This is a genomic window from Microbacterium murale (assembly GCF_030815955.1).
Lineage (GTDB): Bacteria > Actinomycetota > Actinomycetes > Actinomycetales > Microbacteriaceae > Microbacterium > Microbacterium murale_A.
Genome location: NZ_JAUSXK010000001.1, coordinates 1,700,268 through 1,715,260, shown reverse-complemented (window position 1 = coordinate 1,715,260; position 14,993 = coordinate 1,700,268). Strand labels below are relative to the sequence as shown.

General features: G+C 67.1%; 13 protein-coding genes. 10 read left to right on the top strand and 3 right to left on the bottom strand.

What is annotated here, in order from left to right:
- Positions 1 to 2,295 carry a family 43 glycosylhydrolase gene (locus tag QFZ46_RS08410; RefSeq protein WP_307360329.1) on the top strand — a complete coding sequence of 765 codons (2,295 nt, stop codon included), beginning with the start codon at positions 1 to 3 and terminating at the stop codon, positions 2,293 to 2,295.
- Here QFZ46_RS08410 and QFZ46_RS08405 read toward each other — a convergent pair.
- Positions 2,286 to 2,747, bottom strand: coding sequence for a MerR family transcriptional regulator (locus QFZ46_RS08405; RefSeq protein ID WP_307360327.1), 462 nt, complete (start codon positions 2,745 to 2,747; stop codon positions 2,286 to 2,288). The two genes, QFZ46_RS08410 and QFZ46_RS08405, sit on opposite strands and share 10 nt — an antisense overlap.
- Positions 2,748 to 2,880: 133 nt before the next feature.
- Between QFZ46_RS08405 and QFZ46_RS08400 the strand changes: the two genes are divergently transcribed.
- On the top strand, positions 2,881 to 3,606 hold the full coding sequence (locus QFZ46_RS08400) for an SDR family oxidoreductase (protein WP_307360324.1): 726 nt from the start codon (positions 2,881 to 2,883) through the stop codon (positions 3,604 to 3,606).
- Between the two features lie 8 nt (positions 3,607 to 3,614).
- Here QFZ46_RS08400 and QFZ46_RS08395 read toward each other — a convergent pair whose 3' ends face one another.
- Positions 3,615 to 4,763, bottom strand: coding sequence for a hypothetical protein (locus tag QFZ46_RS08395; protein WP_307360322.1), 1,149 nt, complete (start codon positions 4,761 to 4,763; stop codon positions 3,615 to 3,617).
- Positions 4,764 to 4,808: 45 nt separating this feature from the next.
- Between QFZ46_RS08395 and QFZ46_RS08390 the strand changes: the two genes are divergently transcribed.
- The gene (locus tag QFZ46_RS08390) at positions 4,809 to 5,165 is read left to right on the top strand and encodes a hypothetical protein (RefSeq protein WP_307360319.1); all 357 of its coding nucleotides are present in this window, start codon (positions 4,809 to 4,811) and stop codon (positions 5,163 to 5,165) included.
- 6 nt (positions 5,166 to 5,171) lie between these two features.
- Here QFZ46_RS08390 and QFZ46_RS08385 read toward each other — a convergent pair whose 3' ends face one another.
- Positions 5,172 to 5,771, bottom strand: coding sequence for an Lrp/AsnC family transcriptional regulator (locus QFZ46_RS08385; RefSeq protein WP_307360317.1), 600 nt, complete (start codon positions 5,769 to 5,771; stop codon positions 5,172 to 5,174).
- Positions 5,772 to 5,905: 134 nt separating this feature from the next.
- On the opposite strand from QFZ46_RS08385, the gene QFZ46_RS08380 reads away from it, so the two are divergent.
- The 7 genes from QFZ46_RS08380 to QFZ46_RS08350 all read left to right on the top strand — a co-directional run bounded on the left by QFZ46_RS08380 (position 5,906) and on the right by QFZ46_RS08350 (position 14,937).
- A complete protein-coding gene (locus QFZ46_RS08380; protein ID WP_307360315.1) occupies positions 5,906 to 7,486 on the top strand; it encodes an ABC transporter substrate-binding protein in 1,581 nt (526 codons plus the stop codon).
- Positions 7,487 to 7,494: 8 nt separating this feature from the next.
- The gene (locus tag QFZ46_RS08375) at positions 7,495 to 8,553 is read left to right on the top strand and encodes an ABC transporter permease (RefSeq protein WP_307360313.1); all 1,059 of its coding nucleotides are present in this window, start codon (positions 7,495 to 7,497) and stop codon (positions 8,551 to 8,553) included.
- Complete coding sequence (locus tag QFZ46_RS08370) at positions 8,550 to 10,271, top strand: dipeptide/oligopeptide/nickel ABC transporter permease/ATP-binding protein (protein WP_307360310.1); 1,722 nt, start codon at positions 8,550 to 8,552, stop codon at positions 10,269 to 10,271. Before QFZ46_RS08375 ends, QFZ46_RS08370 begins: the two co-directional genes overlap by 4 nt.
- Positions 10,261 to 11,100, top strand: a complete 840-nt coding sequence (locus tag QFZ46_RS08365) for an ABC transporter ATP-binding protein (protein ID WP_307360307.1) — start codon at positions 10,261 to 10,263, stop codon at positions 11,098 to 11,100. Before QFZ46_RS08370 ends, QFZ46_RS08365 begins: the two co-directional genes overlap by 11 nt.
- 230 nt (positions 11,101 to 11,330) lie before the next feature.
- Positions 11,331 to 12,311: a glycosyltransferase family 2 protein gene (locus QFZ46_RS08360; protein WP_307360306.1), complete on the top strand. Its 981-nt coding sequence runs from the start codon at positions 11,331 to 11,333 to the stop codon at positions 12,309 to 12,311.
- A complete protein-coding gene (locus tag QFZ46_RS08355) occupies positions 12,308 to 13,732 on the top strand; it encodes a polysialyltransferase family glycosyltransferase (protein ID WP_307360304.1) in 1,425 nt (474 codons plus the stop codon). Before QFZ46_RS08360 ends, QFZ46_RS08355 begins: the two co-directional genes overlap by 4 nt.
- Positions 13,733 to 13,746: 14 nt before the next feature.
- Positions 13,747 to 14,937, top strand: coding sequence for an acylneuraminate cytidylyltransferase (locus tag QFZ46_RS08350; RefSeq protein WP_307360301.1), 1,191 nt, complete (start codon positions 13,747 to 13,749; stop codon positions 14,935 to 14,937).
- The last annotated feature ends 56 nt before the right edge of the window (positions 14,938 to 14,993 follow it).

Here is a 14,993-nt window from a genome sequence, read left to right as displayed (position 1 = left end):
ATGAAGATCGTCAGCTTCGGAAGCGCACTGGTACTGCTCGCAGGCCTGCTCGCCCCAGGGACTGTCTCAGCGCAGGAGGATGATGCCGTGAGCACGTATACGAACCCGGTGTCGGCCGGATTCACCGAGAACTTCGCTGATCCGACGATCATCCGGGGGCACGATGGCTTCTGGTATGCCTACGGCACCAACGGGAAACGGTACGAAGGCGACGTCAAGCAGAACATGATGATCAGCAAGTCCGCTGATCTGATCGACTGGGAGTGGGTCGGCCCTGTCTTCACTCCGGAGACGATACCGACGTACGACGGCAAGCCACCCGGCGCGAACCGGCAGTTCTGGGCGCCGGAGATCGCCTATCTCGACGGCCGCTACGTTCTCTACTACTCGTATGTCGTGCAGGCCCCCGGCACGCCATGGCGCACGATCGCGGCCGCGACCGCGGAGCATCCGGCCGGACCCTGGACGGACACTGGTGAGGTCGTGGTGGGCAACGAGACCTGGGAGGTGCGCCCAGGCGTCACGGAGATCCGCAACAACATCGATCCCGAGTTGCTGACCGCCCCTGATGGGACGCGCTACATGTACTACGGGTCAGTGCAGGGCGGTGTTCGGGTCGTGGAACTCTCTGCTGACGGCCTGCACGCCGACGGCGAGCCGGTGCAGTTGACCGACGCGCACCGATACGAGGCGCCCTACGTCGTGAATCGTGATGGCTTCTACTACCTGTTCCTGTCGGTGATCGGTGGATGCTGCGCCGGCGCAGCATCCGGCTATCCGATCATGGTCGGTCGTTCCACCGACCCCACCGGCCCGTTCCTGGACCGGGACGGACACTCGCTGAACGGGCCTCAGGGCGGCGGCACTCCGGTGCTGGCACCCAACGGCAACGAGTTCGTCAGCACCGGGCACAACGCGATCGCCACTGATCTGTCGGGTCAGGACTGGATCGTCAGCCACGCGATAGACCGGTTCGATCCCTACGTCTCCGGCACGGAAAGCGCGAGGGGTCTCGCCCTGACACGGTTGGACTGGATCGACGGATGGCCCATCGGCAACGGTGGTGCGGGAATGCCTTCGGGTCCTACAGAGGGGCCGGACAACAATGCGTTCATCAGCGACGCATTCGAGGGTGATCTCTCGGGATGGATGAGCGCGGACGGATGGGCGAAGAGCGAGGGACCCACGGGCGGTTACGCACACGCAGATTCCGACGCGCCGCTTACCTCGATTGCTGTGGTGAACGGCGATCTGCGGGTGCGGGCGCTCGTGCGTCTGGCGGGCGGTGGCGGCGGTGAGGCCGGCATCTCGATACCGGCGCAGGGCAGGCACAGCCTGACCGCGTCGATCGATCGAGAATCGGCACAGCTCACCGTCAAGGGGCAGGGCAATCGCACCACGACTGCGCCGTTGCCAGTCGGATTCAACTATGAGACCTGGCATGAGATCGAGATCGTCGTATCCGACGGCAGCCTTCGGGTCGCCGTGTCCGAGTCGGGCCAGTACGACCCGGTTGCTGAGGTCACGCTTCGCGTGCCGAATGGCGTGCGGTCCGGCCAAGTGGCGCTGCAGGCGAAGGGTATCGGTGCCGACTTCGATGATGTGACTGTCGCGCGACTCTTCACACCGGAGACCGACCGGGTGCCGGATCCGATGATCGGTGCGATCGACTCCGCATACTCAGACGAGTTCGAGGGAGAACTCGCCGAGGACTGGAGTTGGCTGCGCGAACCCGCGGCCACGGTCGACGACGGAGGTCTTGACTTCGAAATCCAACGGTCGACGTTGATCAATCAGCGTCCGCAGGCGGACATTCTGCCGTCGCTGCTGCTGCGGGACATGCCGCCGGGAACTTGGACGGCTGAGACGAAGGTGACGATCCCGTTCGGAGATTCCATTCCCTACGGGTGGCCGCAGGCGGGCCTGATCGCCTACACGGATGACGATGAATGGGTCGAGCTGGCCTATACGACGCGCGAGTCACGTCGCTTCACGGCGTTCGCCAAGGAGACAGCCAGCGCGGGCACCGTCGCATACGGGCACGCGGCGCTCGGACCGAGCCGGGACACGATGTGGTTGAGGCTGCAGCACACGGTCGGCGAGAACGGAGAGCATCTGTATCGCGCCGCGGTCAGCATCGACGGGGAGCAGTGGACGTGGCACGGCACCCGAACCCTGCCTGCCGGCCCTCAACCAAAGGTCGGTCTGGTGGCACAGGACCTGGCGCAGCTGTCAGCGCAACCTGGCCAAGCGTCGATCTCCGCGCAGTTCGAGTGGTTCCGCACCTATCGCTGAGCGCTGACGTCAGATCGGCGCGCGTCAGACGGGCGTGAGTGTCTCCTGGGTAGGTTCGTGCTCTCGTACGGCGCCCACGCCGGTTCACGCAGGCCCGGGCAGTGCTCGGGCGTCGGATGGTGCGCGATGTCGACGATCCGGTCGAGGGCGTCGCGCGCGGCGGCGAGGTCGGCCATCGCGGCGGTGATGCGGTCACGCTCCGCCGCGAGCATCTCGAACACCTCGGGCGACCCGTGCCCGCTGTCGACGCAGGGCAGCAGTTGCAGGATGGTGCGACTCGGCAGGCCCGCGGTGAAGAACTGCTGAATGAGCTGCACGCGTTCCACGGCCGACTCCGGGTAGAGGCGCTGACCACTGGGCGTCCGCTCCGCGGCGAGCAGGCCCTGCTCCTCGTAATAGCGGAGAGCGCGGGTGCTGACCCCGGCTCGTTGCGCGACGTCGCCTATCCGCATGGTGGCCCTCCTGAGGTGGCTGAAAGAATCTCGACTTGCCCTTGACGTCAACGTCAAGTTTTAGAGTAGCCCAAGCGCGGCCCGAAGCGCCCCGCATCACCTCAAGAAGACCAACGCAGAAAGCGGAGAATCCATGGACATCGCCGATCAGATCGCCCTCGTCACCGGAGCCAACCGCGGCATCGGCCGCGAGTTCGTACTCGAGCTGCTCGAACGCGGGGTCAGCAAGGTGTACGCCACGGCTCGGCGCCTGGAGAGCGTCGACTTCGACGACAACCGGGTGGTGCCTGTACGTCTCGATCTGCTCGATCACGAGTCGATCGTTGCGGCGTCGGTGATCGCGCACGACGCGACGCTCATCGTCAACAACGCGGGCATCTCCACGGGCGCCGCGCTCGTCACTGGCGACCTCGCAGAGATTCGCCGTGAGATGGACACCCACTTCTGGGGCACGCTCGGCGTGACCCGCGAGTTCAGCCAGGTCCTCGCGGCGAACGGTGGCGGCGCGATCGTGAACGTGCTCTCAGCGCTGTCGTGGTTCGCCACCCCCAGCAGCGGGGCGTACTCCGCCGCGAAGGCTGCGGAATGGAACATGACCAATGGTGTGCGCCTCGAGCTCGCAGCTCAGGGCACTCTCGTTCAGGGCGTCCTCCTCGGCGCAGCGGACACGGACATCGCCGCGGGATACGACGGTCCGAAGATCGATCCGCGCGATGTGCCGCGCCAGTCGCTGGACGGTCTGGAGGTCGGATCCATCGAGGTGATCGTCGATGACTGGACCACGATGGTGAAGGGCTCGCTGGGCGGAGACCCTGCGCCGTTCTACGAGCGGATGACTGCGTTGCTCGGCGCGAGCTGATCCATCGATCAGGTCAGGATCCGCAGCCAGAACCAGCCGATCGCGAGGACAGCCACGATCACGATCGGCACCCAGCGTGCGCTGCGCTTCAATCGTCGGCCCTGTTGCGCGACGCCGGGTGGGGGCTTCAGCATCCCCGCCGGCGCCGCGAGCGGCAGCGACTGCGCAGCCGGACCGCCCGAAGCGGGAGCACCCTGGGCCTGCGCGTACGTCCGGCCCTGCTCTTCGAGCAGCCGATCGTCCCGCCACCTCGCCCACTGATCGAACTTCGTGATCAGGGCTCCGACGGTGCCGAACAGCCACGCCCACGTGCTCGGGTCGAGCGTCGACGCCTCGCGTTTCGTATAGAGGAAGAGCCAGTCGTCGACGATCTCGACATCGAGCTGTGCGGCGCTGTCGATGAAGCGCGCCATGATGTCCGGGGTGAACAGGTAGAGGGCATCCTGTTCGTAGCCGGCAGGGCAGTACAGCGTGAAGTACTGATCGAAGTCGCCCTCCAGAGAGAGACGCTGCTCCTTCTGGAACGAGGCGGGCAGGTTCGTGCCGAAGCCGTTGTTGCCGAGCGCGTCCAGCACGATGTTGGGCAGCGGCACATCAAGCTTCACGGCGACGTAGCCCCACTTGTGCGTCGTCGAATTCTTCCCCGAGCCCGTCGTGTACTGGTAGTTGCCGAACTCCACGAACCGGGGGGAGTGGCCGCGGACGAGCCGTTCGGATTGCCGAGAGCGACCGAGGCTGAAGATCATGCCCGGCAGTGGCGGGTTGTCGATCTGATCCTCGTAGGTCATGTTGTTCGCAGCAGCGAACCGGCTGAGCCGGTACCGGGCGATTCTGCTGCTGCGATATGAGAACCACACCAACAGCCCGCCGCCGACCACGATCACCGCGATGATCGCGACGGGCAGGAGCAAGAAGGGCGGCCCTCCTTGGCTGACTCCCGCCAGGAGCAACCCGATGGTCGGGATCAGGATCATGGCGAAGACGAGGCCGATGAACGCCGTGACGACGATCACGATGACCTTCGATGCGGAGGCCGAGGACGTGCTTCTTGCGCGCATGGCGGCGGTGAAGGTCCGCACAGCCCTCGGGTCGACCGGCTCGGTGAGAGGACGGGCGTCGAAGGTCATCGGCCGTGGGGTCGTACTCGGCGTGCTCACGCGTCAACGCTAACCCGGCCCTTCGGCGGTTGCCATAATCGAGGGGTGAACACGCACACAGCTCTCCCGTCACTGGACGGCCGCACCTTCCGGATGATCTCCTCCACCACCTCCGCCGTGAACCCCGACGCGCCCAGCGTGTTCCGCTACCACGAGCAGGACGGCGTCGTCTGGGGTGACTACACCGGCGACACCGTGACCTTCGGGCGTTTTGTCGGTACCAGGGCGGGCGACGTGATCAGCATCAACTTCGTGCACGTGCTCGTCGCCGACGGGGCGGTGGTCACCGGCTCCGGCGACAGCGACATCGAACAGGACGAGAACGGCCTTCGCCTGGTCGAGCATTACGAGATGCACGGCGAGCCGCAGCTCAGTGTCTGCGCGGAGGTCGCCGAGAACTGAGCCAGGTCAGCGCGGAGGCAGCGGTTCCCTCGCTCCCGGCGCCGGGGTCCATCGCGTCATTCCGAGCGATTCCGCCGGAGCGCGCGCAGGGATGTCGGTGGGGAGGATGTACGGACGCCGCACGACTTCGTCCAGGATCACGACGCTCACCACCGTGCGCACCTCCGGCAGCTGCGCGATCACGCCGGTGGAGAAGTCGTGCACGCCGCCCACATCGGTGGCCCGGATCATCAGCATGGCGTCGTGCTCGCCGGTCGTGACGGCGCAGTACTCGACTTCCGGCATCTCGCGCACCTTCTCCCGGAACGACGGCCAAGCCTGCGGGTGCACGGTCACGAACACGTGCGCGCCGATCGACAGTCCGGCCTTCGCCGGATCGATGGATGCCGAGAATCCTGTGATCACTCCGCTGTCGATGAGCGCTTCGACCCGGGAGTACGCATTGGCTCGGGATATGCCGATGCGCTCGGCCAGCGCAGCCATCGACAGGCGGCCGTTCTCGCGAAGCACCTCGAGGATGCGGTAGGCGATGTCGTCCAGCACCGGCGCACTTCGTCCAGCGGATGCCGAGTCACTCGGCCGTTCGTTGGACATTCTGTCTGTCATCTCCGAATTCTAGGATGAATCGTGTCGCAGCCCCCGCTCTCATTGGACAGATCGTCGCGCATCGTGCCAATCTGAACACGGTCGTCCACAGCAGTCCGACCTTTCCCGAATCGCTCCTCTCCCTTGGAGGGTCTATGTCCTCGATGTCTCGCAGGTCTCTGGTCGCAGTAGGAGCCGTGGCGCTCCTGGCCGTCACCGGCTGCTCCGGCGGTAACTCCGGTGCCAACAACAGCAGTTCGTCCGATTCGCTGGTGATCGACACGGCGTTCACGATCGAGACGGCCGACCCCGGCCACAACTACGACCCGACCGGCAACATGCTGGCGAAGGCGCTCTACGAGACGCTGGTCGACTTCGAGGGATCCGATGTCTCCACGCCGGTTCCCGGACTCGCGTCCTGGGAGCAGAACGACGAGGCCACCGAATTCACGTTCACCCTCGAGGGCGAGCGCGTCTTCTCCGACGGCACGCCGATCGAGGCGAAGGACGTCGTGTTCTCGCTGCAGCGCATCCAGGGCATGGCCGAGGCGAAGCCGAACTTCCTCCTCGCCGGCGTCACGATCGAAGAGGTCGACGAGAAGACGATCAAGTTCACCACTGAGACACCGCTGCTGCAGCTGCCGGCGATCCTCGCCAACCCCTCGCTCGGCGTCGTCAACTCGGATGTCGTCATCGAGAACGGGGGCACGACCGACGGAACAGACACGGCACAGGCCTTCCTGGACGGCGAGTCCGCAGGCTCAGGGCCGTTCGTGCTCGACACCCTCGACCTCTCATCGCAGATCGTGCTCACCAAGAGCGACGAGTACAACGGTGACGAGGAAAGCGCATACGACCGGGTGGTCCTCCGCAACGTCAGCGAGAGCGCCACGCAGCTGGCCAACCTCAAGGGCGGCGACACCATGGTCGCCATGGACCTCAACGGCGACCAGGTCGCGACCCTCGGTGACGACCTGAATGTCGACTCCGTCCCGTCCGGCCAGATGATCTTCCTGCTGCTGAACCAGTCGACCGACTACGCCGGTGACCTCGCGAACGTCAAGATCGCCGAGGCCATCCGCTACGCGCTCGATTACGACGCCCTGCTGGAGCTGGCGGGCACCGGAGCCGTGCAGGCCACCGGAGTCATCCCACCCGGATTCGAGGGTGCTCTGGATGCCGGTGTCGAGCAGGATCTCGACCGCGCCGCGGCCGCGCTTGCCGAGTCCGGCTACGCCGGTCAGACGCTGAAGCTCCAGTTCCCGAACGACTACCCGGCCGGTGGCGTGGAGTTCACCCCGCTCGCCGAGCGCGTGCAGGCCCAGCTCGGGGACGCCGGCATCGACGTCGAACTCGCACCAGCGCCGTTCGCGACCGAGCTCGACGCCTACGTCAACGGCACCGAGGGCTTCGGCCTCTGGTTCTGGGGGCCGGACTACGCCGACTCGGCGAACTTCCTGCCGTTCGGCCCCGGCCTCAAGGTCGGTCTCCGCTCCGGGTGGGCGGCTGACGCCAACCCGGAGATCGCCGCACTCGCCGCCGATGCCGCCAGCGCGACCGACCCGGACGAGCGCACGGCAGCCTTCACGGCCTTCGCCGAGGCGATGCAGGTCGACGGTCCGTTCGTCCCGTTGGTCGTCCCTGGCCGCAACATCGCGGCAGCAGGCGACGTGAGTGGCGCGGTCTACAACTCGGTGTGGGAGATCGACATCGCCGAGATCGCACCCGCCGGCTGAATCCTTCGATGAGTACGACCATCGGCGCACGCAGGCGCCCGACCCGCTCCCCGCTGGTCGGGTACCTGCTGCGCCGAATCGGCACCTCGGTGCTGCTGCTGATCGGCGTCACCATCGTGACGTTCCTGCTCACCAACCTCGTTCCCGGCGATCCGGTCTCGGCCGCGCTCGGCGAAGGCGCGTCGCAGAACCCGGCGACGCGTGAGGCGTTCATCAAGGCGCACGGGCTGGATCAGCCGCTCTTCGTGCAGTACTTCATCTACATGGCGAATCTCCTGCAGGGCGACCTCGGCACGTCGCTGGTCACGGGCCGACCGGTGACGGCCGATCTCGCCACCGCGGTACCGGCGACGATCGAGATCGCAGTGTGCGCGATCGTCGTGAGCCTCGCCGTCAGCATCGTGCTCGGAACTCTCGCCGCGTATCGCCGAGGGCTGGTCACCGACCAGGTGGTGCGCGTGATCACGCTCGTCGGACTCAGCGTCCCGACGTTCTGGCTCGCGCTGGTCAGCTACTACTTCTTCTTCCTGCAGTTGGGGATCGCGCCCGGTTCCGGACGTGTATCGCCATCGATCACGCCGCCGCCGCGGATCACCGGCTTCTACACGATCGACTACCTGCTGAACGGCGACAGCGTCGGATTCTTCGACGCTGCTGCGCACCTCGCGCTGCCGGTCATGGTGCTGTCGCTCGTCACGATCGGTCTGCTCACCCGGTTCGTTCGCACTTCAGTGCTCGAGGTTCTCGACAGCGACTACGTGCGCGCGGCGCGAGCCAAAGGCCTGTCCGGCACTCGCGTGGTGGTCGACTACGTGCTGCGAGGAGCCGCGCTGCCGATCCTCACGGTCGTCGGCGTGGCCTTCGGGGCGCTGCTGTCCGGCACCGTCCTCGTCGAGTCGGTGTTCGCCTGGCCGGGCCTCGGCACGTACGCGTACAACGCGGCTGCGAACCTCGATCTCACCGGCATCATGGGCGTCGGTCTCGTGGTCGGCGTGATCTACCTGCTCATCAACCTCGTCGTCGACCTGCTCTACGGCGTGCTGGATCCGAGAGTGAGGATCGCATGAGCGCCTTCGACGACCGCCGTGTCGCCTCCCGCTGGAAGATCCGCTTCCGCTGGCCGCGCGCCTGGCGCACACCGCTGGGCGTCATCGGCTCGGTGATCGCCCTCGCCTGGGTGATCGTCGCGTTCACGGCGCAGTGGTGGGTGCCGTACGGGGCCAACGCGCAGGTGCTGCCACGCCTGCAGGCGCCCGGCATCGAGACCCTCATGGGTACCGACGGCAACGGCCGTGACATCTTCTCGCGCCTGATGACCGGTGCCACCGTGACGATTCCGCTGGCGCTCATGCTCGTCGTCGCCGCCCTGATCATCGGCACCGTCCTCGGCGCGGTGGCCGGCTACTTCGGCGGCTGGGTCGATGAGACGCTGATGCGGATCACGGATCTGTTCATGGCATTCCCGACCGTCATCCTGGCGATGGTGGTCGCCGCATCCCTCGGTCCCTCGCTTTTCAACGCGGTGATCGCGGCGATCATCGTGTCGTGGCCGCAGTACGCACGCGTCACCCGCAGCCTGGTGCTGAGCCTGCGGCGACAGAACTACGTGATCGCTGGCCGCCTGCTCGGGCACTCGCCACTGCGCAGCCTCACAGTCGACATCCTGCCGAACATCGCCGGGCCGGTGCTGGTGCTGGCCACTCTCGACATCGGCGCCGCGATCCTGCTGCTGTCCGGGCTGTCTTTCCTCGGGCTCGGTGCGCAGCCACCGACCGCCGAATGGGGCCTCGATGATCTCCGCAGCGATGCAGAACTTCGACTCCTGGTGGCTCGGCGTCTTCCCCGGCCTCGCGATCCTCACCGTCGTGATGGCGTTCAACTTCCTCGGCGACGCGATGCGCGATGTCCTCGACCCCACGGCCGAGATCGCTCACGAGAACCAGGCCGACCTCACGGCATCCGCGAAGGGGGCGAACGCATGAGCACCGCAGCATCCACCGCCCTCAGCATCCGCGACCTCACGATCGAGATCGGCCGCCCGCTCGTACACGGCATCTCGCTCGACCTCCACCCCGGCCGGGTGCAGGGCCTCGCGGGCGAATCCGGCTCAGGCAAGACACTCACCTCGCTCGCGGTGCTCGGACTGCTGCCCAGGAAAGCGCAGACATCCGGCTCGATCCGTCTCGGCGACGAGGAACTGCTCGGGATGCCGCGCCGTGCTCTCAACCGCGTCCGCGGCAAGCGCATCGCGATGGTCTTCCAGGATCCTTCGGCGTCGCTGCATCCGCAGCTCACCGTCGGCAAGCAGCTGACGGATCACATGCGCGTGCATCTGGGGATGAAAGGCAAGGCGGCCGAGCAGCGCGCGGTCGAACTGCTCGAGACCGTGCAGGTGCCGCGTGCTGCGGATTCGCTGGGTCGCTACCCGCACCAGTTCTCCGGCGGACAGCGTCAGCGCATCGCGATCGCATGCGCACTGGCCTGCGACCCCGAGGTGCTGCTGGCGGATGAGCCGACCACCGCCCTCGACGTCACGGTGCAGGCCGGAATCCTCCAGCTGCTCCGCGACCTCGCCGTCGAGCGCGATCTCGCCGTGCTGCTGGTCACGCACGACCTGGGTGTGATGAGCGCGATCGCCGACGACGTCGCCGTCATGAAGGACGGCCGGATCGTCGAACGTGCCGACCGTGCGACACTGTTCGCCGATCCGCAGCACGAGTACACGCGGACGCTGCTCGCCGCGCTCCCCGGCTCGAGGACCGATGGGAGTGTCGATGAGTACTGATCTGGTGCTCGACGCGCAGGGCGTCGTCGTTCGCTACCCGGGAAACCCGCCAGTGGTCGCCGTCGACGATGTCTCGGTACAGGTCGCAGTAGGGGAGACCGTTGCGCTCGTCGGCGAGTCCGGCAGCGGAAAGTCGTCGCTCGCTCGCGCCGCCGCCGGAATCGAGAAGACTGCCGCCGGCACAGTGCTCTTCAACGCGCTGCCGGTGTCGACCATGGGCCTGCGGCGCCGCCCGATCGAGCTCACCGGCATCCAGATGGTCTTCCAGGATCCCTCGACGTCACTGAACCCCCGTCGTCGTATCGGGGATCAGATCAAGGACGGCATCCAAACCGCTCTGGCACGCGGCGATGAAGACTCACGCGTCGAGGAGTGGCTCGAGCGAGTGGGCCTTGATCCCGCGTGGACCAGCCGGTTCCCGCATCAGTTCTCGGGTGGGCAGAAGCAGCGCATCGCGATCGCGCGTGCGCTCGCCGCACGGCCGAAGCTGCTGATCGCCGACGAGCCGATCTCCGCACTCGACGCCTCCACGCAGACCAGTGTCGCCGCGCTCATGCGCGATCTCGTCGCCGAGGTCGGCGCCGGGATGCTGTTCATCTCGCACGACCTCGCGGTCGTGCGTCGCATCGCCGATCGGACGCTCGTGATGTACGCGGGGCAGGTGCTCGAGTCGGGCCCGACGGCAGCCCTGTGGGCCGATCCGCAGCATCCCTACACGCGCTCGCTGCTCGCCGCGATCCCCGAACCGGATGGCAAGGGCCGCATCCCCGCCGCGCCGACGGCGGAGGACCGTGCGGCCTGGTCGACGGTCCCACCGATCGCACGCTGACCGTCCATCACACCCGCGGGCGCGGCACCGGGTGAGAAGGCATCTGCTGCATGAGACTGCGCCACGCGCAGCACTTCTCATGCGGCAAGGACCTTCTCACACAGCAAAGCCCACCTCACCGGATCTGGCGGAGGCAGGCAGGCGCATACACCGCCCGTTCACCCCGGCGCCATGAGGCGGCAAGGTGCGGATGCGACCATTCCGGACGCCATCGACCCACCGGGAGCCCTGTGCGCACACCCCTCGTCACCGTCATCCTTCCCGCGAAGGATGCTGCGCCGTATATCGGAACGACCCTCGACACGCTGCTGCGGCAGTTCGACGATCCGACGGCGCTGAAGCTCGTCGCGGTGGATGACGGTTCGAGTGATGACACCGGCGCCCAGATGCGCCACTACGCCGAACGATTCGCGAACGCCGAGGTGCTCGTCAATCCACGTCCGGTAGGACTGGCGAGCGCACGCAATCAGGGGTTGGCTCACGTCGAGGGCGATGCATTCTGCTTCATCGACGGTGACGATTGGATGCAGCCGCGGCGGCTGCAGGTGCTCGCCTCTCGGCTGCGCGAACTGGACTGCGACTTCCTGCGCACCGACCACGCGCGTGTCACTGGCTCCGTGCGCAAGCTCGTGCGTGCCCCGTTCGCCTGGCGTGGAGTCGTGGCATCCCCGCGTGAGGCGATCCTCCCCTCCGACGACACGACGATGGTCGACTACCCGTACGCCTGGGCGGGGATCTTCCACCGGCGCATCCTCGAACAGGGCCTCGCCGCGTTCCCCGAGGGGCTCTTCACCGCGGAGGACCGTCCGTGGATCTGGCGCCTGCACCTGCAGGCCGCATCGTTCGCGGTCGTCGACGCTCCGGCGCTGCTGTACCGCCGTGGGGTGGCGACCTCACTGACCCAGGTGCGAGATCGACGACAGCTCGACTTCGCGCGCGCACTGGCGCAGGTGGTGCAGATCGTCCAGCAGGATGCCGAGGCAGACCGCTTCATGCCGAAGGTGGTGCGCACTGCCCTTGCACTGAGCTCGCACCACATCGTGCGCTCCAGGCGCATGACGCCACCGCTGCGGCAGGAGATGCGCAGTGGCATCCGCGACCTGCTCGCCACGCTTCCGCCGGCCGATGTCGCGCATGCACTCGACAGGCTCGAAGGGTCCAAGCGACGCGTGCTCGCGCGGACGCTGCGCCAGGCAGGACACGCGAGATGACCCAGCTCTTCGTCCTGCACAGCGCATACGGGCTCACGACGGCTGCGGCCGCGCTCGATGAGCGCCTCATCGAGGCAGGTGACGAGCGGATCCTCGTCCCGGTCAATTCCGCGCGGATACCCGAGACGAGCCTCGCGATCCACGAGCAGCCGAACCTCCGCGCACTGTGCGCGCGCTTCGATCGCATCGAACCGCTCGACGAGATCCTCTCGCCACGGCATCCGAGCTCGTGGCATCCCGCCGCGGCCGACCTTCCGATCCTGAACCGTCTCCTCACGCGGGCGTGGAGTCTCGACGGCGACCTGGAACTGTTCGTGCAGAGCCCCCAGGTGGCACCGGCTCGCACGCTGCTCACGCTGTTCCCGAATGCGCGCATCACGATCATCGGCGACGGCCTGATGACCTATTCGCCGATTCGGGTGAAGCTGCCGCGCACCGTCGTCGAACGGGTCGGCCGCGTCGTGTATGCCGACGTCGTCCCCGGTGTCGAGCCGCTCGTCTTCGGTGCGGCGAGACCGACTCTGCTGCACGAGACCGAGCCAGGCAGGCCAAGCCTCGTGCCGCAGGCTCGGTCTCGCGGCGCGGACGGCGCACAGCGGATGCCGGTGCCGCCGGCCGCGTTCCGAAAAGCGCTCCTGGAGACCACCGCTGCGGACCCGCAGCTCGACGCCCTCGCCGACGGAACACCGACCGTGCTGGTGCTCGGCCAGTATCTGTCCGCGCTCGGCCTGGTCTCGGTGGCCGAGGAGATCGCGATGCAGTGCGACATGATCGATCGGGCGGCGGCCTGGGATCCGCAACGCATCGTGTTCAAACCGCATCCGTCCGCCCCGCCGCTGGTCACCGACGCGGTGCGGGAACGCGCAGAGCACCACGGGGCGGAGTTCATCGAGTACCGAGGCGTCGAATCGGCCGAGCTCGTCGCAGAGCGCCTGGACGTCACGGGTGTCGTCGCAGGGTTCTCGACCGCCCTTCCCACGGTGCGGGCCCTGTTCGGCCGCCCGATCGCATCGTCCGGCACTCCGACCGTGCTGCGCAGGCTCACTCCGTACGAGAACAGCAATCGGGTTCCCGCGACGATCGTCGACGCACTGACGCGGCCTGATGGCCCGTATCGCGATCCGACTCGGCTGCAACTGCTCATCGACGGCGTGGGCTATGCCATGCAGCCGAAGATCGCCGTGCACCTGCGCCCTCGAGCCGAAGAGCTGCTCGGGCAGCTCGATCAGATGGAACGCGATCGCTACTTCGCGCGGGATCGGCTCGTCGAACTCCGCCTGCCCGGCGCTCCCGCCGAGCCGATTGCGCGCCGCGCGTTGCGCTCGGCAGGCGGAGTGGGTCGGGCCGAGGAGATCAGGCTGACCATCAAAGGCGCTCGCCGACGCGCTGCCAGAGCCTGGAAGGCGATACGCGGACTATGACGAACGAGGCCGAGATGACCCAGGACCAGACCGACCATGCCGCGAGCGGGATCATCGTGGCGATCATCCCTGCCCGCGGCGGCTCCAAGCAGGTGCCGGGAAAGAACGTCACGCGCATCGGCGGGATCCCCCTCATCCAGCGCGCCGTGCGGGCGGCCGCCGCCGCCGAACGAGTCGATCTCGTCGTCGTCTCCACCGATGACGACAAGATCGCAGAGCTCAGCGTCGCGGCCGGCGCGCGCGTCATCCGGCGACCCGCCGAGATCTCCGGCGACACCGCCTCGTCCGAGAGTGCTGTGCTGCACGCTCTCGACGAAGTCGAATCCGGCGGCGTGACGGTGGACGTCGTCGTCTTCATCCAGGCGACGTCGCCGTTCATCCCCAGCGATCGGATCGACGTCGCAGTCGACGAGGTGCGCTCGCGTCAGTACGACAGCATGTTCTCCGCCCACGAGACATATGGCTTCCTCTGGCGCCGCGACGACGCAGGGGCCGCAGTCGCGATCAACCATGATGCCGCCGGTCGGCCGCGCCGCCAGGATCGCGAGCCGCACTATCTGGAGACCGGCGCGTTCTATGTGCTTGAGGCGGAGGGCTTCCGCCATGCCGGGCATCGATTCTTCGGGCGGGTCGGGATCGTCGAGGTGCCGGAGTGGAGTGCGGTCGAGATCGACGACGCGCAGCATGTCGCCGTGGCATCCGCTCTTGCCGGCCTCGTGGACCAGCCGGTGAGCATCGATGTGAAGGCGGTCGTCACTGACTTCGACGGCGTGCACACCGATGACACCGTGCTCGTCGACACCGCTGGGGAGGAACAGGTGCGGGTCAGTCGGGAAGACGGGATGGGGGTCGCGCGGCTCAGGCGTGCCGGCATCCCGATGCTCATTCTCTCCACCGAGGTGAATCCCGTCGTGAGAGCACGTGCGAACAAGCTCCGCGTGCCGGTGCTGCACGGCATCGACGACAAAGAGCAGGCGCTCGCCGCGTGGGCGGCGGAGAACGGTATCGCGCTGGCGGACATCGCCTACCTCGGCAACGACGTGAACGACCTTCCGGCCATGCGCATCGTGGGGTGGCCGGTGGCCGTCGCGAACGCGCACCCCGAGGTTCGCTCTGCGGCCAGAGTCGTGCTCGGGAAGTCAGGCGGACAGGGCGCGGTGCGTGAGCTGATCGAGCGCGTTCTGACAGCCGACCGACCCCGGTAACCCGTAATTCGCGTGGTGTTCACAGTCGCGGCGTACTCAGGAATGAGGGGTACGAC